Annotated in this window: 27 protein-coding genes; 18 read left to right on the top strand and 9 right to left on the bottom strand. The window is 66.4% G+C overall.

All coding sequences use genetic code 11. The features are described from left to right. Positions 1-18 precede the first annotated feature (18 nt). From HTS88_RS05375 to HTS88_RS05355, 5 genes are all read left to right on the top strand, one after another. A complete protein-coding gene (locus HTS88_RS05375) occupies positions 19-375 on the top strand; it encodes a rhodanese-like domain-containing protein (protein WP_174176231.1) in 357 nt (118 codons plus the stop codon). Positions 376-408: 33 nt separating this feature from the next. Continuing rightward, positions 409-705 (top strand): rhodanese-like domain-containing protein, encoded by a 297-nt coding sequence (locus HTS88_RS05370; protein ID WP_174176229.1) that lies wholly within the window; start codon positions 409-411, stop codon positions 703-705. Positions 706-761: 56 nt separating this feature from the next. Beyond that, positions 762-1,124: a thioredoxin gene (gene trxA / locus HTS88_RS05365; RefSeq protein ID WP_174176227.1), complete on the top strand. Its 363-nt coding sequence runs from the start codon at positions 762-764 to the stop codon at positions 1,122-1,124. A 110-nt stretch (positions 1,125-1,234) separates the two neighbouring features. Then, positions 1,235-2,647 carry an MBL fold metallo-hydrolase gene (locus tag HTS88_RS05360; protein ID WP_174176225.1) on the top strand — a complete coding sequence of 471 codons (1,413 nt, stop codon included), beginning with the start codon at positions 1,235-1,237 and terminating at the stop codon, positions 2,645-2,647. Between the two features lie 87 nt (positions 2,648-2,734). After that, positions 2,735-4,015 carry an MFS transporter gene (locus HTS88_RS05355; protein WP_174176223.1) on the top strand — a complete coding sequence of 427 codons (1,281 nt, stop codon included), beginning with the start codon at positions 2,735-2,737 and terminating at the stop codon, positions 4,013-4,015. Between the two features lie 28 nt (positions 4,016-4,043). Here HTS88_RS05355 and HTS88_RS05350 read toward each other — a convergent pair whose 3' ends face one another. Further along, on the bottom strand, positions 4,044-4,394 hold the full coding sequence (locus tag HTS88_RS05350; RefSeq protein WP_174176221.1) for an ArsR/SmtB family transcription factor: 351 nt from the start codon (positions 4,392-4,394) through the stop codon (positions 4,044-4,046). A 99-nt stretch (positions 4,395-4,493) separates the two neighbouring features. Here HTS88_RS05350 and arsB point away from each other — a divergent pair, with 99 nt between their 5' ends. From arsB to HTS88_RS05325, 5 genes are all read left to right on the top strand, one after another. Then, the gene (gene arsB / locus HTS88_RS05345; protein WP_343044882.1) at positions 4,494-5,588 is read left to right on the top strand and encodes an ACR3 family arsenite efflux transporter; all 1,095 of its coding nucleotides are present in this window, start codon (positions 4,494-4,496) and stop codon (positions 5,586-5,588) included. 26 nt (positions 5,589-5,614) lie between these two features. Next, on the top strand, positions 5,615-6,037 hold the full coding sequence (locus tag HTS88_RS05340; RefSeq protein ID WP_174176217.1) for an arsenate reductase ArsC: 423 nt from the start codon (positions 5,615-5,617) through the stop codon (positions 6,035-6,037). Positions 6,038-6,069: 32 nt separating this feature from the next. Beyond that, positions 6,070-7,074, top strand: a complete 1,005-nt coding sequence (gene trxB, locus HTS88_RS05335) for a thioredoxin-disulfide reductase (RefSeq protein WP_174176215.1) — start codon at positions 6,070-6,072, stop codon at positions 7,072-7,074. Between the two features lie 220 nt (positions 7,075-7,294). Further along, positions 7,295-8,671, top strand: coding sequence for an FAD-dependent oxidoreductase (locus HTS88_RS05330; RefSeq protein ID WP_174176213.1), 1,377 nt, complete (start codon positions 7,295-7,297; stop codon positions 8,669-8,671). A 31-nt stretch (positions 8,672-8,702) separates the two neighbouring features. Continuing rightward, positions 8,703-9,143 (top strand): arsenate-mycothiol transferase ArsC, encoded by a 441-nt coding sequence (locus HTS88_RS05325; RefSeq protein ID WP_174176211.1) that lies wholly within the window; start codon positions 8,703-8,705, stop codon positions 9,141-9,143. A gap of 52 nt (positions 9,144-9,195) precedes the next feature. Here the strand turns inward: HTS88_RS05325 and HTS88_RS05320 are convergent, their stop codons facing one another. From HTS88_RS05320 to HTS88_RS05290, 7 genes are all read right to left on the bottom strand, one after another. After that, positions 9,196-9,582, bottom strand: a complete 387-nt coding sequence (locus HTS88_RS05320; protein ID WP_174176355.1) for a hypothetical protein — start codon at positions 9,580-9,582, stop codon at positions 9,196-9,198. Positions 9,583-9,765: 183 nt separating this feature from the next. Next, positions 9,766-10,191: a heat shock protein transcriptional repressor HspR gene (locus HTS88_RS05315; protein WP_066279799.1), complete on the bottom strand. Its 426-nt coding sequence runs from the start codon at positions 10,189-10,191 to the stop codon at positions 9,766-9,768. Positions 10,192-10,206: 15 nt separating this feature from the next. Then, positions 10,207-11,178 (bottom strand): DnaJ C-terminal domain-containing protein, encoded by a 972-nt coding sequence (locus tag HTS88_RS05310; RefSeq protein WP_174176209.1) that lies wholly within the window; start codon positions 11,176-11,178, stop codon positions 10,207-10,209. A 78-nt stretch (positions 11,179-11,256) separates the two neighbouring features. After that, positions 11,257-11,958, bottom strand: a complete 702-nt coding sequence (locus HTS88_RS05305) for a nucleotide exchange factor GrpE (protein WP_174176207.1) — start codon at positions 11,956-11,958, stop codon at positions 11,257-11,259. A gap of 2 nt (positions 11,959-11,960) precedes the next feature. Further along, on the bottom strand, positions 11,961-13,838 hold the full coding sequence (gene dnaK / locus HTS88_RS05300) for a molecular chaperone DnaK (RefSeq protein ID WP_174176205.1): 1,878 nt from the start codon (positions 13,836-13,838) through the stop codon (positions 11,961-11,963). A gap of 269 nt (positions 13,839-14,107) precedes the next feature. Further along, entirely contained in the window at positions 14,108-14,404 is a 297-nt protein-coding gene (locus tag HTS88_RS05295) for a hypothetical protein (protein ID WP_174176202.1), read from the bottom strand. Between the two features lie 48 nt (positions 14,405-14,452). Then, entirely contained in the window at positions 14,453-16,645 is a 2,193-nt protein-coding gene (locus tag HTS88_RS05290) for an MMPL family transporter (RefSeq protein ID WP_174176200.1), read from the bottom strand. A 197-nt stretch (positions 16,646-16,842) separates the two neighbouring features. Between HTS88_RS05290 and HTS88_RS05285 the strand changes: the two genes are divergently transcribed. The 7 genes from HTS88_RS05285 to pabB all read left to right on the top strand — a co-directional run bounded on the left by HTS88_RS05285 (position 16,843) and on the right by pabB (position 23,107). Further along, positions 16,843-17,376, top strand: coding sequence for a MarR family winged helix-turn-helix transcriptional regulator (locus tag HTS88_RS05285; RefSeq protein WP_246256009.1), 534 nt, complete (start codon positions 16,843-16,845; stop codon positions 17,374-17,376). Positions 17,377-17,447: 71 nt separating this feature from the next. Beyond that, a complete protein-coding gene (locus HTS88_RS05280) occupies positions 17,448-18,266 on the top strand; it encodes a methyltransferase domain-containing protein (RefSeq protein WP_174176198.1) in 819 nt (272 codons plus the stop codon). A gap of 103 nt (positions 18,267-18,369) precedes the next feature. Next, positions 18,370-18,993, top strand: coding sequence for a LysE family transporter (locus HTS88_RS05275; RefSeq protein WP_174176196.1), 624 nt, complete (start codon positions 18,370-18,372; stop codon positions 18,991-18,993). A 112-nt stretch (positions 18,994-19,105) separates the two neighbouring features. After that, positions 19,106-19,645 (top strand): low molecular weight protein-tyrosine-phosphatase, encoded by a 540-nt coding sequence (locus HTS88_RS05270; RefSeq protein ID WP_174176194.1) that lies wholly within the window; start codon positions 19,106-19,108, stop codon positions 19,643-19,645. 62 nt (positions 19,646-19,707) lie between these two features. Next, positions 19,708-20,838 (top strand): GTP-binding protein, encoded by a 1,131-nt coding sequence (locus HTS88_RS05265; protein ID WP_174176192.1) that lies wholly within the window; start codon positions 19,708-19,710, stop codon positions 20,836-20,838. Between the two features lie 54 nt (positions 20,839-20,892). Next, complete coding sequence (ykgO, locus tag HTS88_RS05260; RefSeq protein WP_011693081.1) at positions 20,893-21,015, top strand: type B 50S ribosomal protein L36; 123 nt, start codon at positions 20,893-20,895, stop codon at positions 21,013-21,015. Positions 21,016-21,031: 16 nt separating this feature from the next. Continuing rightward, positions 21,032-23,107 (top strand): aminodeoxychorismate synthase component I, encoded by a 2,076-nt coding sequence (pabB, locus tag HTS88_RS05255; RefSeq protein ID WP_174176190.1) that lies wholly within the window; start codon positions 21,032-21,034, stop codon positions 23,105-23,107. A 12-nt stretch (positions 23,108-23,119) separates the two neighbouring features. Here the strand turns inward: pabB and cls are convergent, their stop codons facing one another. Then, positions 23,120-24,592 (bottom strand): cardiolipin synthase, encoded by a 1,473-nt coding sequence (cls, locus tag HTS88_RS05250; protein WP_174176351.1) that lies wholly within the window; start codon positions 24,590-24,592, stop codon positions 23,120-23,122. A gap of 99 nt (positions 24,593-24,691) precedes the next feature. Here cls and HTS88_RS05245 point away from each other — a divergent pair, with 99 nt between their 5' ends. After that, a complete protein-coding gene (locus HTS88_RS05245; protein WP_174176187.1) occupies positions 24,692-25,615 on the top strand; it encodes an aminodeoxychorismate lyase in 924 nt (307 codons plus the stop codon). The last annotated feature ends 26 nt before the right edge of the window (positions 25,616-25,641 follow it).

The following is a 25,641-nucleotide window of genomic DNA, read 5'->3' as shown; positions in this document are numbered from 1 at the left end:
GCAACCAAGGAGAACACCATGGGCCTCATCAGCTCCCTGAAAAAAGCCTTCAGCAAGCCCTATAAAACGGTTTCAGTCGCGGAGGCCAAGGACCTCCTGGCCTCCGGCGCCGCGCTGATCGATGTCCGCTCCGCCCAGGAATGGCGCTCCGGAAGGGCACCCCAGGCGAAGCACATTCCGTTGGACCGGCTGCAATCCGACTTCGCCGGAACCAACACGACCGGAATCAATAAGAACAAGCCCGTGATCGCCGTCTGCGCGTCCGGGGTCCGCTCCGCTTCAGCGGCACGGCTCCTGGCCTCCCAGGGGTACCAGGCGTACTCCCTGCGCGGCGGCATGGGCGCCTGGCGCTCGGCCGGCGAACCCGTCCGCTAGCAACAGTCCACACGCACGTCGAAGGAGAATCCAATGGCTGAAATCACCATCACCGAAGCCGACCAGCGGCGCACTACCGCCCGCATCCTCGATGTCCGCGAGGACTTCGAGGTGGAGGAAGGCATGATCCCCGGCGCCCTGCACATCTTCATGGGCCAGCTGCAGGCACGCCTGTCCGAACTGGACCCCGCCGTCCCCGTCATTGCAGTCTGCCGCAGCGGCAACCGCTCAGCCCGCGTGGCCGACGCCCTTAACGGGGCCGGCTTCACCGCGGACACCATGGCCGGCGGAATGATCGCCTGGACCCGCGCCGGCCTCCCCACCGCCTGAGCCCGCAGTTCCGCCACCCTTCACCCCAAACCACACCCGAAAGGACACGAAAGACGATGGCAACCATCGACGTCACCGAACAGAGCTTCGCCGAGACCCTGGAGAACAGCGAGATCGTCTTCGTTGACTTCTGGGCAGCCTGGTGCGGCCCCTGCCGCATGTTCGCCCCCACCTACGGGAAGGCCGCCGAACGGCACCCGGATATCACCTTCGCCAAGGTGAACACCGAAGCCGAACAGGCCCTCGCCGCCGCCGCGAACATCACCGCCATCCCCACCCTCATGGCCTTCAAGGACAAGACGCTGGTCTTCTCCCAGCCCGGAGCCCTCAACGCCACAGGCCTGGAAGAAGTCATCCAGGACGTAAAGAAGCTGGACATGGACAAGCTCCGGGCTGATGCAGCCCAGCAGCCCGCCTGACCCAGGCACGGATTGCCCGGCGCATACCCCTCATTGCGGGATACCCCCCGGGGTATTACACTGAATTAAAGACCTCCCCAAACACCTACTCCATTGAAGGAGAGCACCAGATGCTTATCGAGCGTATTTACGATGAAGACCTCGCCCAGGCCAGCTACCTGATTGGCTGCCAGGCCAAGGGTGAAGCCATAGTGGTGGACGGCCGCCGCGACATCGCCGTGTACCAGGATCTTGCCGCGAAGAACGGCATGAAGATCGTGGCCGTCACCGAAACCCACATCCACGCCGACTACCTTTCCGGCACCCGCGAACTGGCCGCTGCCACCGGCGCGAAGATCTACGTCTCCGGCGAGGGCGGACCGGACTGGCAGTACGAATTCGACGGCGAACGCCTCCACGACGGCGACGCCATCACCCTGGGCAACATCACCATCAAGGCCCTCCACACCCCGGGACACACCCCCGAGCACCTGTCCTTCCTGGTCACCGACGGCGCGTTCAGCGACCAGCCCGGCTACCTGCTCTCGGGCGACTTCGTCTTCTCCGGCGACCTGGGCCGGCCGGACCTGCTGGACGAGGCAGCCGGCGGCATCGACACCCGCTTCGAAGGGGCCAAGCAGCTCTTCACCAGCCTGCGGGACAAGTTCCTCACCCTTCCCGACTACGTCCAGGTCCACCCCGCCCACGGTGCCGGCAGCGCCTGCGGCAAAGCCCTCGGCGCCATCCCCTCCTCAACCGTGGGCTACGAGCGCCTCTACGCCTGGTGGGGCCCCTACCTCGCCGCCAACGACGAGCAGGGTTTCATCAACGAACTCCTCGACGGCCAGCCCGACGCCCACGCCTACTTCGGCCGGATGAAGCGCGAGAACCGTGAAGGCCCGGCCATCATGGGCGAACGCACCCCGCTGCCCGAGCTCGCACCCGGCATCGTCGCTGCCGGCCTGGCAGAGGACACCCTGACCTTCATCGACACCCGCTCCAACAGCGAGGTCCACGAAGGCACGGTAGCCCGCTCCCTGAACGTGCCGGCAGGCAAGTCCGTAGCCAGCTACGGCGCCTGGGTAGTCAACCCCGAGACAGACAAGAACCCGCTGGTACTGCTGGCACCGGACCAGGAAGCCGCCATGGACACGTGGGACCACCTGGTCCGCGTCGGCATCGACAACGTGGCCGGCTACCTCACCAGCATCGACGGGCTCCCCACGGCACCCCCTAAGCTCATCCAGCCGGAGGAACTCGACGGCTTTGGCGCCGCCATGGTCCTGGACGTCCGCAACAAAACCGAGCACACCGCCGGGCACATCCCCGGCTCCCACCAGCTCAGCGGCGGCCGCGTCATGTGGCACCTGGACGAACTCCCCGCCAACGGCACCATCGTCACCTACTGCCAGTCCGGCGTCCGGAACTCCGTAGCAGCCAGCGCCCTGCGCCGGGCCGGGTACGACGTCGTCGAACTGGACGGCAGCTACGCCGGCTGGAACGCCTGGCAGCAGACGCGACAGAACGCCGTCTCAGCTAAGTAACCCCCCAGACCGCCCGGGCTGGTCCCCCCTCCGGCCCGGGCAACCTTATACCCGAATTCTGTCCCCACGACGAACGGAGCAGTCCGTATGCAGGGCAGCACACTCCCGCGCCGTGGCCGGGGACCAGCCGGTACCGTGCTGGGGCTTCGGCAAAACCTGGCCCAGTTCATGCTCCTGGTGGCAGTCAACGCCCTGGTGGGCGGCACACTGGGCCAGGAGCGCACCGTGCTGCCGCTGCTGGCGGACCAGGTCTTTGGCCTGGGCCAGTACACGGCCGCCCTGACCTACATTGTTGCGTTCGGTGTGGCCAAAGCCGCCACCAACTACTTCGCCGGAACACTCTCGGACCGCTACGGCCGGAAACCGGTGCTTGTGGCGGGCTGGCTCATCGCCCTCCCGGTCCCGTTCCTGCTGATCTTTGGTGATTCCTGGGGCCTGATCGTCGCAGCCAACGTGGTGCTGGGCATCAGCCAGGGCCTCACCTGGTCCACCACCGTGATGATGAAGATGGACCTTGTGGGCCCCGAACGCCGGGGACTGGCCATGGGACTGAACGAAGCCGCCGGCTACCTCGGCGTTGCCGGCACGGCACTGGCCACCGGCTACATCGCCTCAAGCTTCGGCCTGCGCCCGTGGCCGTTCCTGCTCGGCGCAGCCTTCATCGCCATCGGCCTGGGGCTGTCCGTGCTGACAGTGCGCGAGACACACCACCACGCCAAGGCCGAGGCCGCTGGCCATGTCTCCGTCCATGCGGGAGCAGGGGCCGGCCTGCGCACCCGGGAGGTCTTTACACTCACCAGCTTCCGGGACAGGTCCTTGTCCTCCATCAGCCAGGCCGGCCTGGTGAACAACCTCAACGACGGCCTGGCCTGGGGACTGCTTCCTGTCCTCTTCGCCGCAGCGGGGCTGGGCATTGAACGCATCGGCATCCTTGCCGCGGCCTACCCGGCCGTGTGGGGTGCGGGACAGATGGTCACGGGCCCCCTGTCGGACCGCATCGGCCGCAAACCACTGATTGCCGGAGGCATGCTGGTCCAGGCCGGGGCGCTTTTCCTGGTCGCCGTCGGACAGGATTTCGGAACCTGGCTCGCCGCGCTGGTCCTGCTCGGCGCCGGCACGGCCATGGTTTATCCCACGCTCCTCGCGGCGATCGGCGACGTCGCCCATCCGCTCTGGCGGGCACGTTCCGTGGGGATCTACCGGCTGTGGAGGGACGGCGGCTTCGCTGTGGGGGCCCTGCTTTCCGGGGTACTGGCTGACGCTTACGGCATCCCGGCGGCTGTGCTTGCGGTTGCTGCCATCACCGCAGCATCCGGCCTCCTGGTGGCCGTGCGGATGCGCCGGACGGACCACCACCGGCGCGGCTGAGTTCAGCGCAGTGCATCCGGAGGCGCCGTTACAGCGCTGAAAGGATGCCGGCGATGTCGTCCATCACGCCGGGCACCAGTGAGTAGTAGGCCCAGGTGCCGCGCTTTTCCCGGTGCAGGATCCCGGCTTCCACCAGGATCTTCAGGTGATGGGAAACGGTGGGCTGCCCCAGGTCCAGCGGCTCCGTCAGATCGCAGACGCAGGACTCCCCCGAGTCCTCCGCCTTGACGATGGACAGCAGGCGCAGGCGGTTGGGATCGGCCAGGGCTTTGAAGACCAGGGCTTTGCGCTGGGCCTCTTCGATGCCCAGCACCGGCTTGTCCGAGGGAACGCAGCAGGAAGCGTCGACGGCGGTACCAGCAGTATGGAGGAGGTTCATGACACCCATTATGCACATAGATTGACATTCATCGATATAGGTGGCAATACTTCCTATATCGACTTTCATCAATCTATTACAGAGCAGCGCAGGAGACCCGTGAGCACCCGGACCGAGACACCGCCCACCCGAGGGGACGAGGCCGTCGTCGGCAAACTCTCCACCCTTGACCGCTTCCTCCCTGTATGGATCATTGCCGCAATGGCCTTGGGCCTCCTGCTCGGAAACCTGGTCCCCGGCCTCAACACAGCCCTGGAAGCCGTCAAGGTGGGCGAAGTGTCACTGCCCATCGCCGTCGGCCTGCTGGTCATGATGTACCCGGTCCTGGCGAAGGTCCGCTACGACCAGACCCGCCGCGTGATCGGCGACAGGAAGCTCATGATCTCGTCCCTGGTGATCAACTGGCTGTTGGCCCCGGCGTTTATGTTCGCCTTGGCCTGGCTCTTCCTCGCGGACCTCCCCGAGTACCGGACCGGCCTGATCATCGTGGGCCTTGCCCGCTGCATCGCCATGGTGATGATCTGGAACGACCTCGCCTGCGGGGACAGGGAATCCGCCGCGGTCCTGGTGGCCATCAACTCCGTTTTCCAGGTGGTGGCCTTCGGTGCACTGGGCTGGTTCTACCTGCAGCTCCTGCCGTCCTGGCTTGGCCTGCCCACCACCAGCGCGGACTTCTCCTTCTGGGCCATCACCCTCTCGGTGCTGATCTTCCTGGGCATCCCGCTGCTCGCCGGGTTCCTCACTCGCACCCTCGGCGAAAAAGCCAAGGGCCGCGACTGGTACGAGGGCACGTTCCTTCCCAGGCTCGGCCCGTGGGCGCTTTACGGACTGCTGTTCACCATCACCCTCCTCTTCGCCCTGCAGGGCGAAACCATCGCGGCCCGCCCGCTGGACGTCGCCCGGATCGCACTTCCGCTGCTGGTCTACTTCGTGGTGGTGTTCGGCGCCGGCATGGTGATCGGCAAATGGCTGGACCTCGGCTACGCCAAAACCACCACGCTCGCCTTCACTGCCGCGGGCAACAACTTCGAGCTGGCCATCGCCGTGGCGATTGGCACCTTCGGCGTGACGTCCGGGCAAGCCCTGGCCGGCGTCGTCGGCCCCTTGATTGAAGTGCCGACGCTTGTTGCACTTGTATACGCCGCACTGTGGGCGCGAAAGCGTTTCTTCACCCCCGCCACCGCTTCCTTCTGACCACCGCCACACCCCGGGAGAACACCATGACCACCGAAACCGCCAAGAAGCCCTCCGTCCTGTTCGTCTGCGTCCACAACGCCGGCCGCTCCCAGATGGCCGCCGCCTTCCTCACCAGCCTCTCCAAGGGCGCCATCGAGGTGCGCTCCGCAGGCTCCCAGCCTGCGGACAAGATCAACCCTTCCGCCGTCGAGGCGATGGCGGAGGTGGGCATCGACATGTCCGCGGAGGTCCCCAAGGTCCTGACCACGGAGGCGGTGAAGGAATCCGACGTCGTCATCACCATGGGCTGCGGCGATGAATGCCCGTATTTCCCCGGCAAGCGCTACGAGGACTGGGTCCTGGAGGACCCGGCCGGCAAGGGCGTGGAGTCGGTCCGCCCCATCCGCGACGAGATCAGGGGCCGGATCGAGGACCTGATCGCGTCCCTGACCCCAGCCGCCAAGTAGACCCCCAAGATTCCGACCCCCAGGAGATTCCCGTGAGCGAGACCGCGAACGCAGAGAGCGTAAAGACAGAACAGCTGATCATCATCGGTTCCGGCCCTGCCGGCTACACCGCCGCCATCTACGCCGCCCGCGCCGGGCTGGAGCCCCTGGTCCTGGCCGGCTCGGTCACCGCCGGCGGGGCGCTGATGAACACCACGGAAGTGGAGAACTTCCCCGGCTTCCCGGGCGGCATCCAGGGCCCCGAACTGATGGACGGGCTGCAGCAGCAGGCGGAAAAGTTTGGCGCCAAGGTAGTGTTCGACGACGTCACGGAGGTTGCGCTGTCAGGCCACCTCAAGCGTGTGGTCACCGGCGGCGGCGACGTGCACGAGGCGCCAGCCGTCATCCTCGCCACGGGGTCCGCCTACAAGGAGCTCGGACTGCCGGAGGAGAAGAAGCTCAGCGGCCACGGCGTGTCCTGGTGCGCCACCTGCGACGGGTTCTTCTTCCGCGAGCAGGACATCATCGTGGTGGGCGGCGGGGATTCGGCCATGGAGGAGGCGATGTTCCTGACCCGGTTCGGCAAGTCCGTCACCGTCGTCGTCCGCAAGGGTGAACTGCGCGCCTCCCGCATCATGGCGCAGCGGGCCAAGGACAACCCCAAGATCAGCTTCGCGTGGAACTCTGCCATCACCGCCATCCACGGAGACAGCAAAGTCACCGGCGTCACGCTCACCGACACCCGCACCGGGGAAACCCGCGAACAGGCCGCCACCGGCATCTTCGTCGCGATCGGCCACGTGCCCCGCACCGAACTGGTGGCCGGGCAGGTGGACCTGGACGAGGAGGGCTACATCAAGGTGGACTCCCCCACCACCGTCACCAACCTCTCAGGCGTCTTTGCCTGCGGGGATGCCGTGGACCACCGTTACCGGCAGGCCATCACCGCCGCCGGCACCGGCTGTGCCGCAGCCCTCGACGCGGAACGCTACCTCGCAGCGCTCGAGGACGCGGACAGCATCGCTACCGCCCTGGTGGAAGAACCAACCCACGCCTAGAAGCACTCTCAAGGGAGGGGGTGAGCTGAATGGGTACAGGATGCTGCGGCGACTCCGGCTGCTGCGACGACGATTCCTGCACTGACCAGGACTGCTGCTAAACCAGCCCCTCCCCCAACTAGGTAGCAGCAGGTGTCGTTATGGGCCCTCAAAACGACACTTACTGCTACCTAGTTGGGCCGCCTACCGCACAAGACCTACGGATGAAACAGAGGACAGCATGGATTCAGCGAAGAACCTTCCCGTTGCCGTGATCGGCGCCGGCCCTGTGGGCCTGGCCGCGGCGGCCCACCTGCTGGAGCGCGGCCTTGAGCCGCTCATCCTCGAGGCAGGCACGACGGCGGGAGCGGCCATTGACCAGTGGCGGCACATCCGCCTGTTCTCGCCTTGGCGGTTCAACCTCGATGCCGCCGCGGTGCGCCTGCTGGAATCCGCCGGATGGGAGGCCCCCCGCCCCACCGCGCTGCCCTACGGCGGGGAACTCGTGGACAACTACCTGGCACCGCTGGCTGGGCTGCCGGCGATTGCATCCCGGCTGCAGACCGGAGCCCGCGTGGTCGCCGTAACCCGGGCGGGGATGGACAAGACCCACACCCGCAACCGGGACACCACACCCTTCACCGTCCGAGTGGAGCACGCGGACGGCGAAACACGTGACCACACCGTCGCCGCCGTCATCGACGCGTCCGGAACCTGGTCCCGCCGCAACCCGTTGGGCACCTCCGGCCTTCCCGCCATCGGCGAGGACACCGCAGCGGACCGCATCTCCGCTCCGCTGCCGGACGTTACAGGCCGGGACCGGGCGGCGTTCGCCGGACGCCGTGTCCTGGTGGTGGGCGCCGGCCATTCCGCCGCCAACACGCTGACCAGCCTGGCCGAGCTCGCCAGGGAAGAGCCGGAGACCCGGATCCTCTGGGCCGTCCGCGGCGCGTCGGCGGCGAAAGTCTACGGCGGCGGCGACGCTGACGGCCTTCCTGCCCGTGGACAGCTCGGCGGCCGCGTGCGGCGCCTGGTGGAGGCAGGAAAAATCGAGCTCCACACCGGATTCGGCATCAGCTCGCTAAAGTCTCTCGACTCCCATGTGACGGTGGAAGCCGCAGATGGCCGGACCCTTGATGCCGACATCGTGGTCCCCTGCACCGGTTTCCGGCCCGACCTGGACATCCTCCGCGAAATCCGGCTGGAACTCGATCCCGCCGTTGAGGCTCCCCGTGAGCTCGGCCCCCTGATCGACCCGGAATTCCACTCCTGCGGCACCGTCCCTCCGCACGGTGCCAGGCTCCTCGCCCACCCGGACAAGGACTTCTATATCGTGGGCATGAAGTCCTACGGCCGGGCACCCACCTTCCTCCTCGCCACCGGGTACGAGCAGGTCCGCTCGGTGGTGGCCGCCCTGGCCGGGGACCGCGAGGCCGCCGACACCGTCCAGCTGGAACTTCCCGAAACCGGCGTCTGCTCCACGGACGCGGGCACCAGCTGCGACGTCCCGGCAGCAGCAACCGCAGCCGGGCCCGATGCCGGCTGCTGCGCAGCCCCCGAGCCCGTCCTGGTGGGCTTTCCCACCGGACTTTCCCACGGCCGCTCCGGCGGCAACTAGATCCCTGAACATCGACCTCCGGAGCACCGCCATGTCCAACCCGAGCCACCAGGCCCCCGCCCCCAACACACCAGCCGTCCTCTTTGTCTGCAGCAAGAACGGCGGCAAATCCCAGCTCGCCGCCGGCCTGATGAACCAGATGGCCAACGGGAGGGTCACCGTGTACTCGGCCGGCACCAAACCGGGAAAGTCCCTGAACCCCCAGGCCGTGGAGTCGCTCACCGAGCTGGGCATCGACATCAGCGGCGAACACCCCAAGCCTGTTACCGGGGACGTCCTGGACGCTGTGGACGCGGTGATCGTGCTGGGGACGGAAGCGAAACTGGAGCCACGGGAGGGAACGCGTTTCGAAGTGTGGGAAACCGACGAGCCCTCGGAGCGCGGCATCGAGGGGATGGAGCGCATGCGCCTGGTGCGCGACGACATCACGTCGCGCGTCCGGAAGCTCTATGAAGAGCTGACTGCCGGCTAGCAGCAGGACTTCGCCCGCCGGACAGGGGCCCGAGCCGCTGCAGCCTTCCGCGCTATCCCATCGCGGGGGCGGCGGCGGTCCGTCCGGCGAACTGGCGGCGTGCCCAGCGGGCCAGCTTCTTGCCCTTGCCCTTCCACCAGTTGTCCTCGTCCTTGTCGTGGTGCAGGCGGAAGATGATGGCCACCAGCACGAACATGCCCATGACCACGTCGATCCAGGACCACAGCACCAGGGCGATGAGAACCGTCAGCCCGTTGACGATGATGGACGGAATCGCGAGGGTACGGAAGACCGTGCTGGCCAGGTAGCGCCGGTGGGACCTGGGGACGGACAGTGCGCGCACCATGTCAAAGCAGACACACACCACCACCACCGTCTGTCCGATGGCCAGCAGCATCTGGCCGGGAAGCGAGCCGCTGAACGCTGCCACCGACTCCATCCCCGGGCTCATCGGTGCCCCTCAAATGCAGGGCGGCAAGAATCGAAACCACACATGGAAAAACCCCCAGAAACTTTGGAACACTGCTGCTGATCCAGCAGTGGTTCCATTGAAGTTTCCGGGGGCTCCGGTGGTCACGAGTAGTGGGTACTCTAATTCCCGCCCGTACCCGTGGGGTGGTACTTACCTGCCGATGGCACGCGGCCGCCACAGCACCACGGCCTGCGACCGCGGGCGCGGACGCTGGCCACGCGCCAGGCTCACCACGTCGCCCGCAGCGCCCGCTGCGAAGATCCGGGCGTCCAGTGGCTGCCGGCGCCGGCCAAGTTCCTCGGTCAGTTCCGAAACCCTGCTCTGCAGGGCTGCCACCTGGTTCTCCAGCTCCAGGATCCGTTTGATCCCCTCCAGCGATACGCCCTCCTGGGACAACCGCTGGACCTCACGGAGCATGTTGATGTCCCGCTGCGAGTAGCGGCGGGACTTCCCTGGAGCGCGGCTGGGCGAGACGATGCCCAGGCGGTCGTACTGCCGGAGCGTCTGGGGGTGCATGTCCGCGAGTTCAGCCGCGACCGAGATCACGAAGATAGGCTGGTCAGCACTGACGTCCACAGCACACCTCCCCTGCTACAACCGGGCCTTGGCGGCCAGGCCCTCACGGACATCGGCTCCGGCCGTGGCTTCGGCAAACGCCTTGACCGCGGCTTCGGCTTCCTTGTTCAGGTTCTTGGGAACGGCGACGTCGATGGTCACCAGCAGGTCGCCGGTTCCCTTGGACGTCTTCACGCCTTTGCCTTTGACCCGCAAGGTGCGGCCCGACGGCGTACCGGCCGGCACGCGGACCCGCACCTTTTCGCCGTCGATGGTGGGCACCTCGATGTCCGCTCCCAAAGCAGCCTCGGGGAAGGTGACGGGGACGTGGATGCGGAGGTTGTCGCCGTCGCGCGTGTAGAACGCATGCGGCTGGACGGCGACGGACACCACCAGGTCTCCATAGCCGGCGGCGCCGGGCTGGCCCTTCCCCCGGACGCGGACCTTCTGGCCGTCCTTGATGCCGGCGGGCACGCGGACGTCGATCACTTCGCCGCTGGGTTCCCGCAGGCCGATGGTGGTGCCGCGGATGGCACCGGCGAAGGAAATGCTTGTGGAGGCTGTGCGGTCCGCACCCTTCTGCGGGGTGCGCTGGAATCCGGTCTGGCCGAAGCCGCCGCCGAACAGGTCAGCGAACTCCGGCGGGATGCCGCCCGCGGAGGGGTTGAACCCGCCCGCGTGCCGGCCGGTGTTGCCCGTGAACAGGCCACCGAACATGTCCTCGAACCCGGCGCTGCCAGCCCCGGCGCCGCCGGGGGCGAACCGTGCGCCGCTGCCCATGGCCCGGATGGCGTCATACTGCTGGCGCTCATCGGGATCCGAGAGCACGGAATAGGCCTCGGAGATGTCCTTGAACTTCTTCTCCGAAGCAGCATTCCCCGCGTTGGTGTCCGGGTGGTGCTGCCTGGCGAGCTTCCGGTATGCCTTCTTGATGTCGGCGTCGGAAGCGTCCTTGGCGATACCAAGGATCGCGTAAAAGTCCTTGTCCACCCAATCCTGGCTAGCCAATGGCGTTTCCTTTCAAAAAGTTATGAGTCGGTGGTTGAGCCAACCGGAAATCGGCCGGCTCAACCACCGAAGGTAATGCTACGCAGGTACTGCGACGATGACCTGGGCTGCGCGGAGGACGCGTTCTCCCGACTTGTAGCCGGAACGGAGTACTTGGCTGACGGTGTCAACCTCGATGTCCTCGCCAGGCTGCTGGATCAGGGCCTCGTGGATCGTGGGATCGAACTCCACGCCGGTCTCGTCGATGCGGACCAGGCCGTACGTCTTCAGCGCGTTCTCCAGCTTGGCGGCGATCGCGGCAAACGGTCCGTCGGCCAGGTCGCCGTGCTGGCGGGCTGCGTCGACGTCGTCCAGGACTGGAAGCAGGGAGTTCAGGACGCCGATGACGGCCATTTCCCCTGCCACGGCGCGGTCGCGTTCAACGCGCTTGCGGTAGTTGACGTACTCGGCCTGCAGCCGGAGGAGGTCGTTCCGCAGCTCGGCCGCCTCAGCGTTGGCCGAACCCGTTCCAGCGGCACCCTGCGCGACGGATTCTTCCGCCGGCACCTCGACGCCGTTGAGGATCTCCTCAGCCTGGGCCAGGGCGTCGCCGTCGGAATCCGTGCCGGAAGCCGGACCTGCACCGTGGGAGCTGGTGCCCTCTTCAGGGTGCCGGGCCTGACCGGTCACCGGGTCGACCTTGCGGTTGTCCCGGATGACCGGCTCATGGCTGTCGCCCTGCTGGCCTGCGCGATCGTGGCCGGTGGAAGTGTGCTCTTCCTCGTTACCGTGATGGGGCATGGCTACTTCTTCGCTTCGTCTTCGTCGATGATCTCGGCGTCAACGATGTCCTCGTCGCCAGCTTTGTCACCGGCAGCTGATCCCGCAGCGCCTTCAGCACCTGCAGCGCCGGTGGCACCGTCCGGTGACCCGGCCTGGGCGTAGATGGCCTCGCCCAGCTTGCCCTGGGAAGCCTGCAGCTTCTCGAAGGCGGACTTCACGGCGGCGTCGTCGGTTCCCTCGAGTGCCTTCTTGAGGTTGTCGACGTCGGCCTGGACCTCGGTCTTGACCTCTTCAGGCAGCTTGTCGGCGTTGTCCGCAATCAGCTTGTCCACGGAGTAGGCCAGCTGCTCGGCCGTGTTGCGGGTGTCGGTTGCCTCGCGGCGGGCCTTGTCCTCGGCTGCGTGCTCCTCGGCGTCCCGGACCATGCGGTCGATGTCTTCCTTGGAGAGGCTGGAACCGCCGGTGATGGTCATGGACTGTTCCTTGCCCGTGCCCTTGTCCTTGGCGGACACGTGGACAATGCCGTTGGCGTCGATGTCGAAGGTGACCTCGATCTGCGGAATGCCGCGCGGAGCCGGGGCAATACCGGTCAGCTCGAACGTGCCCAGCGGTTTGTTGTCGCGGGTGAACTCGCGCTCGCCCTGGAAGACCTGGATTGCCACGGACGGCTGGTTGTCGTCGGCCGTGGTGAAGGTCTCGGACCGCTTGGTGGGGATGGCCGTGTTGCGCTCGATCAGGTGCGTCATCACACCGCCCTTGGTTTCGATGCCGAGGGACAGCGGGGTGACGTCGATCAGCAGGACGTCCTTGCGCTCACCCTTCAGGACACCGGCCTGCAGTGCTGCGCCAACAGCCACAACCTCGTCCGGGTTCACGCCCTTGTTCGGTTCCTTGCCGCCGGCGAGTTCCTTGACCAGGTCGTACACGGCGGGCATACGGGTGGAACCGCCCACCAGCACGATGTGGTCGATGTCGGAGAGCTTGATGCCGGCTTCCTTGATGACGTCGTGGAACGGCTTCTTGGTGCGCTCCAGCAGGTCCTTCGTGAGGTCCTGGAACTTGGCGCGGGTCAGCTGCTCGTCCAGGTGGACCGGGCCGTCGGGGGTGACGGACAGGTACTGGAGGGAAACGTTGGTGCTGGTGGAGGAAGAGAGTTCCTTCTTGGCCTGCTCAGCGGCTTCGCGGAGGCGCTGGAGGGCGATCTTGTCCTTGGACAGGTCCATGCCCTTGACCTTGAGCTGGTTGAGCAGGTAGTCGACGACGCGCTGGTCCCAGTCGTCGCCGCCCAGGCGGTTGTCACCGGCGGTGGCGCGGACCTGGATGGTGGAGAAGTTGTCTTCGTCCTTGCCGACTTCCAGCAGCGAGACGTCGAAGGTTCCGCCGCCGAGGTCGAAGACCAGGATGAGTTCGTCTTCCTTGCCCTTGTCCAGGCCGTAGGCCAGGGCTGCGGCAGTGGGCTCGTTGACGATGCGCAGGACGTTCAGGCCTGCAATCTCGCCGGCTTCCTTGGTTGCCTGGCGCTCGGCGTCGTTGAAGTACGCCGGAACGGTGATCACAGCGTCGGTGACCTTTTCACCCAGGTAGGACTCGGCGTCGTTCTTCAGCTTCATGAGGATACGCGCGGAGATTTCCTGCGGGGTGTACTTCTTCTCGTCAATGTTGACGGTCCAGTCCGTGCCCATGTGGCGCTTGACCGAGGCGATGGTGCGCTCGATGTTGTTGACGGCCTGGCGCTTGGCGATTTCGCCCACCAGGACTTCGCCGGACTTGGAGAATGCAACGACGGACGGCGTGGTGCGGCCACCCTCGGCGTTGGCAATAACGGTGGGCTCGCCACCTTCGAGAACGGAGACGACGGAGTTGGTGGTTCCGAGGTCAATACCTACTGCACGTGACATGTGTTGCTTCCTTCTTTCCTTGGAAACTGGTTGGCGCCCTCGTATTGAGCGTTCTGCACTCAACTTTACTCAGCACACGATTGATGTCAATACGAAGTTGAGTGATGTGCGCTCAACTTTGCCTGCCTCCAGCTTCAGGGATCCGCCAGGCTGCCAGCAATCACGCGGCTAACGCCGCTTAAACGCGGACGACGGCGGATCTCCGTTTTCGCTGTTGGAGAACCCGCCGCCGTGCTGCTGCGTGTTGCGGTGCTGCTTTTGCGGCCTCGCTACCTGTCGCTGTCCCGGCCGCCGTGCAGGGGACCGCCTTCCTCCGAGGTGGTGTTCACCTGGCCGTCCGCGGCCCCGTCCCGGACTGCATCGGCTTCCCGGGCCGTACCGGACGTCCCGGCGTCGCCGTAGTCCCCGTCCGGGTACTCGCCGTCCTCAAGGTTCCCGGCGGGCTCTCCCACAGTCCCGGCATCACCGTAGTCACCGTCCACGTACTGCCCGCCCTCGCCTTCCAGCCCGGGGGCGGTGCTTCCTTTGCGGGGCTGCTCGGCCGGGGATTCCTGGTTCTCGGTCATGGTGCATCTCTCCTTTGAGTTCCGCGTCCATGCGGGCGCATGTGCAGTCTATCCAGCAGGCGTTTTGGCCAACAGGGCCTCATCCCGGTCCGGGCGTTCCTCAACCTCCTGCCGCCCCAGCTTGCTGGGCCACCAGATGCCGGGGCCGATGTCGTACGCCAGGGCGGGCACCAGCAGGGACCTCACCAGCACGGTGTCCAGCAGCACACCGAAGGCCACAATGAACGCCAGCTGCACCAGGAACATGATGGGGATGACGCCCAGGGCGGCGAAGGTGGCAGCCAGGACCACGCCGGCGGACGTAATCACCCCGCCGGTGACGCCCAGGCCGCGAAGAATGCCCGGACGGGTGCCGTGCTTCAGCGATTCCTCACGGACCCGGCTCATGAGGAAGATGTTGTAATCCACCCCGAGCGCCACCAGGAACACGAAACCGAACAGCGGAACAGTGGCATCAGCGCCCGGGAAACCGAGGATGTTGTTGAACACGAAGGCCGAAACCCCCATGGCTGCCGCATAGGAGAGCACCACCGAGAGCACCAGCAGCACCGGCGCCAGGACGGAGCGGAGCAGCAGCATCAGGATGAAGAGGATGACCACCAGGACCACGGGGATGATGATCACCAGGTCACGCTGGGCGGTGGTGTTGGTATCCAGCGCCGTCGCGGTCACGCCGCCCACCAGGGCGTCCGGGTCCACGGCCTTCACGTCCTCGCGCAGGGCCTTCACCGCTTCCTCCGCCTCCAGGGAGTCCGCTGCGGAGTTCAGGGTGGCGTTGATAAGCACCTTGCCGTCGCGGACGTCGGGAGCGCTGGGAGCGCCGGGAGCCCCGGTGATGGGCACGCTGCCCTGGGCCAGCAGGTAGGCGTCCCCTACGCCGTCGGCCGCCTTCACCGTGTTAAGCACCTCCTGCGCCTTGCCCTGGTCCGCAACCACGACGGCGGGGCTGCCGCTGCCGGCGTCGAAGTGGCGCGCCAGGGCGTCCTGGCCGTCCACGGCGTTGGAGGCGGTGAGGATGACGTCTGTCTGCGGGACGCCGTTGGCTTTGAGCTGCAGGACGCCGGCCGACGCTACCAGCAACAGCAGGACGGAGGCGATCCACACCGTACGCGGGCGCTGGGAGACCAGGGATCCGGTGGCCCGCCACAGTCCCTTCTGGCCCTCCAGCCCCGTCACCAGTTCGGGTTCGCGGTCTTCCGCCGGGACCAGCTTGGGGCGGAACGGCCAGAATGCCGCCCGGCCCAGGAGCGCCATCAGCGCCGGCAGCAGCGTGAGGGCTGCGAACAGGGAGCAAAGAATGCCGGCAGCAGCCACGGGGCCAAGGGCCTTGTTGGAGTTCAGGTCGGAGAAGAGCAGGCACAGCAGGGCGATGATCACGGTGGCGCCGGAGGCCAGGATCGGCTCGAAGGATGCCTTCCAGGCGGTGAGCACGGCCGCGGTGCGGTTGGCGGTGTGGGTCAGGGCCTCGCGGAACCGTGCCACGTAGAGGAGTGCATAGTCCGTTGCCGCGCCGATGACCAGGATGGACAGGATGCCCTGGCTTTGGCCGTTCAGCTGTATCCACCCGGCCTTGGCCATGCCGAAGACCAGCAGGATGGCCGCGCACAACGCAAAGACGGAGGTCAGGAGCACCATGATGGGCAGCAGAAGGGAGCGGTAAACGATCAGGAGGATCACAAACACGGCGGCCAGGGCCACCAGGAGGAGGATTCCGTCAATTCCGGCGAAGGCAGCCGTGAGGTCCGCCGCGAGTCCGGCCGGGCCGGTCACAAAGGTCTGCATTCCTTCCGGCGCAGACTCTGCCACGGTGTCCCGCAGCTCCTGGACGGCCTCCTTGACCTCCGAGGACGAGTCAATCGGCGCGATGAACTGGACCGCCTTGCCGTCCTCGGAAGGAATCGGGCCCACCACTGCGCTGCCAAGCTGCAGCCCTTCCAGCTCCGCCTTGAGGCCCGCCACTTCCCCGAGCTGGGCCGGGGTGAAGGCCTCGTCGCTCTCGATCACGATTACGCCGGGCACTTCGTCAGAGTCCCGGAACTTCGCCTGCCAGTCCTGGGCAGCCGTGGCCTCGGCGCTGGCGGGCAGGAAGGAAGCCTGGTCGTTGGATGAAACCTCTTCCAGACGGCCAAAAGTGGGGCCTCCGACGCCGGCGAGCGCCAGCCACGTCAGGACCAGGATGACGGGGAGCAGCCAGCGCAGCCAGAACGGGACGCGCTCCGTTCCTGAGGATTTGTGTTTCATGATGCCTTCCGGACGACGGGCGGGGAGTACAGTTGGTTCCATACTAGAGTATCTCCATCATGGAGATAAGCGTCTGGCTAGCTTTCTGTGGATTCCACCGAGAGCAAGGGGCCCCCGCCGCTGAAGTAATATCCGTCAGTACGCAACGCACGGTTGCACTGCAACCAGCCAGGCATGGAGACAACCGGGAGGTGGACATGGCAGAAGGCACCGGCGCGGCACCGCAGGGCGGCCCTCCCGGGACCGCGGGCGGGCCCCACCCCCTGGTCCGCCTCCTGCAGGAATTCACGCTCGAAGCCAACCGCTACGTGGATACAGCAGGCGGCCGCAAGGACATGCACCGGACAGACCTCAACGCGCTGGCCGTCATCATGCGCCACACCGCCAAGGGGAATGTGGTCACGCCGGGGCTCCTGCGCAAGGAGCTGCACCTCAGCTCCCCCGCCACCACCGCCCTCATTGACCGGCTGGACCATTCCGGACACGTGACACGTGAGCGGCACAGTTCGGACCGCCGTCAGGTCCAGCTCAGGATGACCCCTAAGGCCTTCCAGGAGGGCGGCGCCATCTTCGCTCCGCTGGCCCGCCAGATGGGCAGCGCCATGGCCGGGTTCTCGGCTGAAGAGCTGGAGATTGTCACCCGGTTCATGACCGCCATGGTGGAGGCCACGGTCGCTGCGCGCGAAGAGTCTTCCGCCGGCCGGCCGGACACCCCCGCCCCACCCAACTAGGTAGCAGCACATGTCGTTTTGAGGGGTCAAAAGGACACGTGCTGCTACCTGGTTGGGGGTAGCGTTTGGTTATGAGTGCGCAGCAGCCTGAAGACGACGTTTACACGCACGGCCACCACGAATCCGTGGTCCGCGCCCATGCCGCCCGGACCGCCGAGAATTCGGCAGCGTTCGTCCTGCCGCACCTCACACCCGGAGCCAGCGTGCTCGACGTCGGCTGCGGCCCGGGCACCATTACCTGCGACTTCGCCGTCCTGGTGGCGCCGGGCAAGGTGACGGGCCTGGACCGGTCACCGGACATCATCGCCCAGGCAAAGGCGCTCGCCATGGAACGCGAGGTTTCCAACGTGGAGTTCATGGCTGGCAACATCTACGACCTGGACTTTGATGATGAGACGTTCGACGTCGTCCACGCCCACCAGGTGCTCCAGCACCTTACAGACCCCGTGGAGGCGCTGCGTGAGATGCGGCGGGTCGCCAAGCCCGGCGGCATCGTTGCCGTGCGCGACGCCGATTTCCACGGCATGAGCTGGTACCCCGCCATTCCGGAACTGGACGAGTGGATGGAGCTCTACCAGCGCATCGCGCGGCGCAACGGGGCGGAACCCGACGCCGGCCGCCGGCTGGTCAGCTGGGCGCAGGCGGCCGGCTTTAGCGACGTGGCACCCTCCAGCAGCAACTGGCTTTATGCCACAAGCCAGCAGCGGCGGTGGCAGGCGCGCGTGTGGGGGGAACGCGTGCTTCATTCCGCCTTCGCGGAGCAGGCGCTGGAATACGGCTTCGCCAATCCCGCTGACCTGGCCCGGATCTCGGCCGGGTGGCACCGCTGGGGTTCCACCGACGACGGCTGGTTCCTGATCCCCAACGGTGAGGTCATCGCCCGGGCTTGAGCCGGTACTTGTCCAGGCGGCCGCACTCGCAGCACGGCAGTTATGGCCCGCAAGCAGGGCAAACAGGTGATGAGGCGGCGTCAACGGCCACTAAACTTGGATGGTGCAATTCTCCCTTTGGCTCGCCCTGGTGGGCGCCGGAACACTGATCAGCTTCACGCCCGGCGCCGGAGCCATCAACACCATGAGCAATTCCCTGAATGCCGGGTTCCGCCGGTCCATCTGGGGCATCCTGGGACAACAGGCAGCACTGGTGATCCACGTGGTGATCGTGGCGCTCGGCGTGGGCGTCCTGGTGGCAAGCTCTCCCGTCGCCTTCAACGTCATCCGCTTTGCCGGCGCCGCCTACCTGGTATACCTGGGCATCAGGCAGTTCCTGAGCAAGCCGAATGTCGAAGAGCAGCAATCCGCCGCCCTCCGGAACGAACCTGCCTGGTCCATCTTCCGCCGGGGGTTGTGGGTAAACCTGCTCAACCCCAAGGCCATCATTTTCTTCCTGGCGTTCATGCCCCAGTTCATCAGGCCTGAACAGCCGCTCCTCGCCCAGTACGCCGTGCTGACGGCCACGATTATCGGCATCGACATCCTGGTGATGTGGTTCTTCTTCGCGGCAGCCGCCCGGTCCTTCCAGCGGTTTACGCATTCGGCGCGTGGACAAATGGTTCTCAGCAAGGTCTTTGGGGTGCTCTTTGTCGGCGTCGGCATCCTCCTGGCCGTCATGCACTAGGCCCCGTTCAAGTACCTACCGTGACGGAATTAGAAAACCTATTTACAAGTCCGTCACGCAATATGAATGTGATCTCTGGCCAATCCGGCCGATAGCGCGCATGCTTAGTTTCATGAACTCAGCGTCGAGCCCATACCGCGTCATCGCCGTCTGCACCGGCAACATCTGCCGGTCCCCCATGGCTGAGCTCATGCTCGCCGCGGCCCTTGAACGCGAGGGGCTGGACGGTTTAGTAACGGTGGACTCGGCAGGAACCACGGGCTATGAGGCCGGACGCCCCATTGACCCCCGGGCCGCCCGCAGGCTCGCGGCCACCCAGCTTGGATCAGAGCAACACATCGCCCGCGAATGGGAGCTGGACTGGTTCCGGTCCAGGGACCTGATCCTTGCGCTGGATATCGACCACTACGCCTGGCTCAGCCAAGCCGCTCCGGACCAGGAGTCACTGGAAAAGATCCGCATGCTCCGCAGCTTCGATCCCGCCATGTCCGGCCTGGACCTCCTGGACCAGGGCATCGAGGACCCCTGGTACGGCGGACACGCGGACTTCGACGCCGTCTGGCACCAGATCCATGCAGCAATCCCCGGAATCGTGGACCACATCAAAGCCACAGTCCTGGGCAGGGCGGAACTGCAGCGGCAGGACCGCTGACCCAAAGTCCGGCACACGACCTTGGTTTGTAATTGAGAATCATTCTCAACTAGTCTGGGCGCATGGAGCTCATCGTTGTCACTTCCCTGGATGCCCTTTGCCGCCAGCAGGCCTGCGAGGACCTGGCGGCTGCCCGCCCCGGAAGCATCGTGGTCCTTCACGACCTGCTGGAAAACGGGACGGTGGTCCGGCGGACTTTTACCGGGGCCGGCGAGATTGAACGCGGGGAGTCCTTCCTGGAGCACGGATGCCTGAGCTGCGCCGTCCGTCTGGACCTGGTGCCCGGCATTGAACGCCTCATCCAGGACAGCCCGGGCAAGGGAACCCCTGGTCCCATCATCATCGGGCTGGCACCGGCTACCCCTGCGCACGCCGCCATCACTGCGCTCAACGAAAAACTCGCGGACCGTGCCACCGTCTCTTCTGTGATCCTCGCGCTGGCTCCGGATGCCCTGGAGGACCACATCTGGGACGCCCATACCCTGTACGAATCCGGCTTCACGCCGATGGTGGAGGATGAGCGGACGCCCGGCGAATGCCTCATCGGCGAACTGGCCTTTGCGGACACCGTCCTGGTGACCGAACCGGAGATCGTGCCACCGGACCCGGAGGGCCGGGAGCGGGGCCTGCACCTGGTCCGGCAGCTTGCGCCCCACGCGGATCTGGCGGCCAGCGCGAAGGAGGTCCGCCCGGGACGTCACCACTACCTGGGCTCACTGGCCCGGACTGCCCCCGGAACAGTGCCCTCCGGAACGGTGCCTGGGACGGACGCAGAACGGACCGGGGGCGCAGGAACCCGGAATGCTTCGCCGTTCACGACGGTTGTCCAGCGCGTCGAACGGCCACTGCACCCCGGACGTTTCCGGCAGGCCCTGGCAACCCTGGCAGAAGGCTGCTGCGTGGTGCGCGGCCACCTCTGGATTGCCTCGGCGCCGGAGTGCCGCATTGCCATCCAGGGCGTCGGCCCCCGTATCTGGCTCGAGAATACCGGGGCGTGGGACGACGTTCCCGCCACGCGAGTTCCGGCCGGCAACGGAATGCCGGCACCTGCCGCCACGGTTATCACGGCCACCGGCGAGGACCTCGACGCTGCGGAATTCGGGCACCTCCTCACTTCCTGCCAGCTCACGGACGAGGAACTGGCATCAGGCAAGAACCTGCACGACCCCTTCGGCCTTGAACAGGCCGGCTGAGCTTCTTTTCCCCAACCAGTACCAACAATCCAACCCACCCACCAGGAGCACATCATGAAAGTCCGCAACTCACTTCGCGCATTGAAGAAGATCCCGGGAGCCCAGATCGTCCGGCGCCGCGGCCGTACGTTCGTGATCAATAAGAAGAACCCGCGGATGAAAGCCCGGCAGGGATAAAGGTACGCTCTACTCCATGAGCCCAGCCCCCGTCATCATCGCCATTGACGGACGTTCCGGCGCTGGGAAGACGACGCTCGCCGTCGAACTGGCCGCCAGGCTGCGCGCCCACCACAAGGTGTCCCTGTTTCATCTCGAGGACATATACCCCGGCTGGAATGGACTCGCGGCAGGCATCGAGAGGTATGTTTCCACGGTGCTCGCGCCCCTGAGCCGCGGGGAGGCCGCCTCCTGGGTCTGCTGGGACTGGGAGAACCATGACGACGGCGAATCCCGGGTGACGCTTCCGGCAGAGATCGTCATTGTGGAGGGCGTGGGGGCGGCGGCAGCCGCAGCCCGCCCCCTGCTGAGCGCGGTGATCTGGGCCGAGGCTCCGGACGACGTGCGCCGGACCCGTGCGCTGGACCGGGACGGCGAAACCTATGAGCCGTTCTGGGACCAGTGGGCGGCGCAGGAAGAGGAATGGCTCGCGGCGGACAAGGTCCCCCTTGACGCCGATGTCCGCGTGCTGAACCCCGCCGACGGCTCGGCACCGGCTGACGTGCTGCAGGTCCTCCCCTACCTTCCCTCGCTGGCGCCTGCCCTGGCGCCAGAGCTGTCAGCGCGCCGGGGACTGCGCCTCCGCGCGGAACGGCTGAACGTCCGTCCGGACGCCGCGGGACTCTTCGGTTCCCTGTATGGCCGTTCGGCCAACGCCGTCTGGCTGGACTCCTCAAACGCGGGTGCCCCGGACACGGAGGCCGGGGAGGCTGCGGAGCGCAGCCGGTTCAGCATCATGGCTGACGACGGCGGCACGTTCGGCCAGTCGGTAACGCACCGTTCAGGCCACAGCCTGCTGAGCGCGGGGTGCGCCACCGCCACCGTGCAGGGCCCCTTCTTCCGTTGGCTGGACACCGTGTGGGGGCTCTCCGCCGTTGAGATTCCCGAGGCGTACCCCGGCGGCTTCGCGCTCGGCTGGCTCGGCTGCCTGGGCTACGAACTCAAGCGCGAGACCGGCGGCACCGACCTTCCCGCCCCCACCCCCGATGCCGCGCTCATCTTCGCCGGCAGGGCCGTGGTCCTGGACCATGCGGAAGGAGCCGCCTGGCTCCTGGCACTTGACGCCCCCGACGCCGATGACTGGCTGGTCCAGGCGCGGGCCGCCGTGGAAACCGCCGGGCGGGCCGCCGTGGAAACCGCCGGGGCGGCAGCGCAAGCCGGCGGCAGCACCGGCGTCGTGCTCCCGGCGGCGGCGGCGTTCCGCAGCCGGGACACCCGCGCGGAGTACCTGGCCAAAATCTCCGCGGCGCAGCACCAGATCGGCGAGGGGAACTCCTACGAGGTCTGCCTGACCACTGCCCTGTCGGCGGACATTCCGGCAGATGCCCTGGATCCATGGCCCACGTACCTGGCGCTGCGCCGCAGGAATCCCGCACCCTTTGCCAGTTACCTGCGCCTGGGCAGCCTCACGGTGGCCAGCACCTCGCCCGAGCGTTTCCTGAAGATCGCGGCCGACGGCGGGATGCGCGCCGAGCCCATCAAGGGAACCCGCCGCCGGGCTGCCGACCCCGCGGAGGACGCCCGGCTGCGCACGGACCTTGCCACAGCGTTGAAGGACCGCGCTGAAAACATCATGATCGTGGACCTGCTCCGCAATGACCTCAGCCACTTCGCCATCCCCGGCTCGGTGACCGTCAGCAGGCTCTGCGCCATTGAAAGCTACGCCACCGTCCACCAGATGGTGAGCACCATTGACGCGCAGCTGAAGCCCGGTTCCTCCCGGGCCGAGGCCGTGGCCGCCTGCTTCCCCGCCGGATCCATGACCGGCGCACCCAAGATCAGCACCATGGCCATCCTGGACGGCCTGGAAGGCGGCGCCCGCGGGGTCTACTCGGGAGCGATCGGCTACTTTTCGTTGAATGGAGCCACGGACCTCGCCGTCGCGATCCGGACGCTGGTGATCAACGCCCGGGGCGACGGAACGGCGGAACTGACGCTCGGCGTCGGCGGTGCCATTACCGCGGATTCAGATCCGGAAGACGAATACGAGGAAATCCGCACCAAGGCGTTCGGCATCCTCTCCACCCTGGGAGCGGACTTCCCGGATGCCTGACCACAGGAGTTGTTACTGGACGGTGGCGGTCAGCCTGGCCACGTTGTCCACGTAGCGGGCCGCCAGGGGCCGGTTGATCCAGTCCGTCAGCTTGAGCTCGTGGGAGATGTCCCGGTACGTGTCCTCCACGGCCCGCATCTTGGTGACGATGTCCTCGCCCAGCAGCATCACGGACACTTCCATGTTCAGGGAGAAGGAGCGCATGTCCATGTTGCTGGAGCCGAGGACCGCCACCTCGTCGTCGATGGTGAAATGCTTGGCATGGAGCACAAACGGGGCCTTGTAGAGGTAGATCCGGACGCCGGCCTCCAGCAGGGCTTCGTAGTAGGACCGCTGGGCGTGGTGCACCAGGAACTGGTCGCCCTTCTCGGACACGAACAGCTCCACCTCCACGCCGCGCTGGGCAGCTGTGGTGATGGCATAGAGCAGGGAGTCGTCCGGCACAAAGTAGGGGCTGCAGATGGAAATCCGGTGCTGGGCCGAGTAGATCAGGGTGTTGAACAGGCGCAGGTTGTTCTCGGTGATGAACCCCGGGCCGCTGGGAACCACCTGGGCGGTGACGTTCCCCGGCTCCGGGTTGGCCGGGAGCTGCAGCTGGTGCTCCAGCGATTCGTCCGTTTCGCTGAGCCAGTCGGTGGCAAAAACAACGTTCAGCGTGGTGACGATGGGCCCGCGCAGGCAGGCCATCAGCTCCACCCATTCCCGGCCTGCCTTGCGGTGCCGGGGGTTGTTATAGGAAGGCTCAATCAGGTTTTGCGACCCCGTGAAGGCAATTTCGCCGTCGATCACCATGATCTTCCGGTGGTTGCGGAGGTCCGGCCGGCGCCACTGGCCATGGATGGGCAGCAGCGGCAGCATCCGCTTCCACTGGATCTTGCCGGCGCGCAGCCGCTTCAGCAGTTTCCTGTAGCCCTGCACCCGGAGCGTGCCGATGTGGTCGAACAGCACGCGGACTTCCACGCCCCGTTCCGCCGCTTCCTCCATGGCCGTCAGGAGCTCGTCGGTTATATGGTCCGTGCTCATGATGTAGAACTCGGCGTTGACGAACTTCTTCGCCTTGCGGACGGCGTTGGTCATTTCCAGGATGGAATCCGGATAGCCAGGGATGAGGTCCACCGAGTTGCCGTCCACCATGGGGAGGGACCCCAGCCTGCGGTTCAGTTCCCCGGCGGACTTGACCCACTCGGGGCCCGGGTAGTCGCTTTCGACGTCGGCAAGGGACGAGATCCCGGCCCGCACCCTTTCGTTGACCTGCTGCTGCTGCTCCCGCCGGCGGCTGGACAGTTTGAAGTTGCCGAACAGGAGGAACAGGATGATGCCCACGAACGGGACGAAGAAGATGCCCAGCAGCCAGGCCATGGCCGTGGTGGGCCGTCTGTTGCCTGGAATGATGCCCACAGCCAGCACCCTGATCACCAGGTCGGCGATACCCAGCACCACAACCACCCACCCTGGAGCGGTGCCGGCAAGCGAAAATGGCCACAACACGTGAGATAACCCCCGGAAAAATGAGCTCCGGCGGACGGTTTCCGGCCGGGGCACTCCGCCCAGCTTATCGGTGGGGTGCCGCACTAAGCTGGAGCCATGACCTCTCCTGTGCCCGTGGTTCTCGTTTTCCTGGATCCCGCCTTCCCCGGCGGCCGGCTGGCTGACGCCTCGCAGCCGCAGCTGATGGTGACAGACCAGGGGGCCACCCGGGGCGACGGCGTCTTCGAGACCATGCTGGCGGTGGGCGGCAACGTCCGGAAAATCCAGGCCCACCTGGACCGCCTGGCCGGCTCCGCAGACGCGCTTGACCTTGCCATTCCGGGGCAGGACGAGTGGCGCCGCGCCATTGCCACCGCGCTGTCCGAGCACCGGGTCCAGAACCCTGCCCCGGCCGGGTACGAACTGGTGGTAAAACTCGTGGTGACCCGCGGCGCGGAGGGCGCAACCGCCCCCAACTGCTGGGTCCAGGTCTCGCCTGTGGGCGCAGGCGCCCGCCGGCAGCGCGAAACCGGGATCGACGTGATCCTCCTGGACCGCGGCTACGACAGCGACGCCGCCGAGCGTGCACCCTGGCTGCTGCTGGGCGCCAAGACACTCTCCTATGCCGTCAACATGGCCGCCCTGCGCCACGCCCACAAGCAGGGCGCGGACGACGTCATTTTCATCTCCTCGGACGGCAGGGTCCTGGAGGGCCCCACGTCCACCGTGCTGCTGGCCCACGTGGAAAAGGCCGACGACGGCACGTCAGTGAAGCGCCTGATCACGCCCCAGCTGGACAGCGGGATCCTCCCCGGAACGTCGCAGGGGGCGCTGTTCACCGCAGCCAAGGCAGCCGGCTGGGAACTTGGATACGGCCCGCTGGAGCCCCAGGACCTGCTGGACGCCGACGCTGTGTGGCTGATCTCCAGTGTCCGCCTGCTGGCGCCGGTCAACCACATCGACGGCAAGCCGGTCGGGACGCCGTCCGTGCAGAAGGAGCTCACGGCGGAACTGAACGAGGTGTTCGCGGGCATCCAGTAGGCCGGCCCGTGATTCGGGCCGTTGAA

Origin of the sequence: Pseudarthrobacter oxydans (assembly GCF_013314975.1) — a bacterium.
In the GTDB taxonomy this organism is placed as follows: domain Bacteria; phylum Actinomycetota; class Actinomycetes; order Actinomycetales; family Micrococcaceae; genus Arthrobacter; species Arthrobacter oxydans.
Note: the sequence above shows the minus strand (reverse complement) of the source record. Positions and strands in the feature narration are given on the sequence as shown.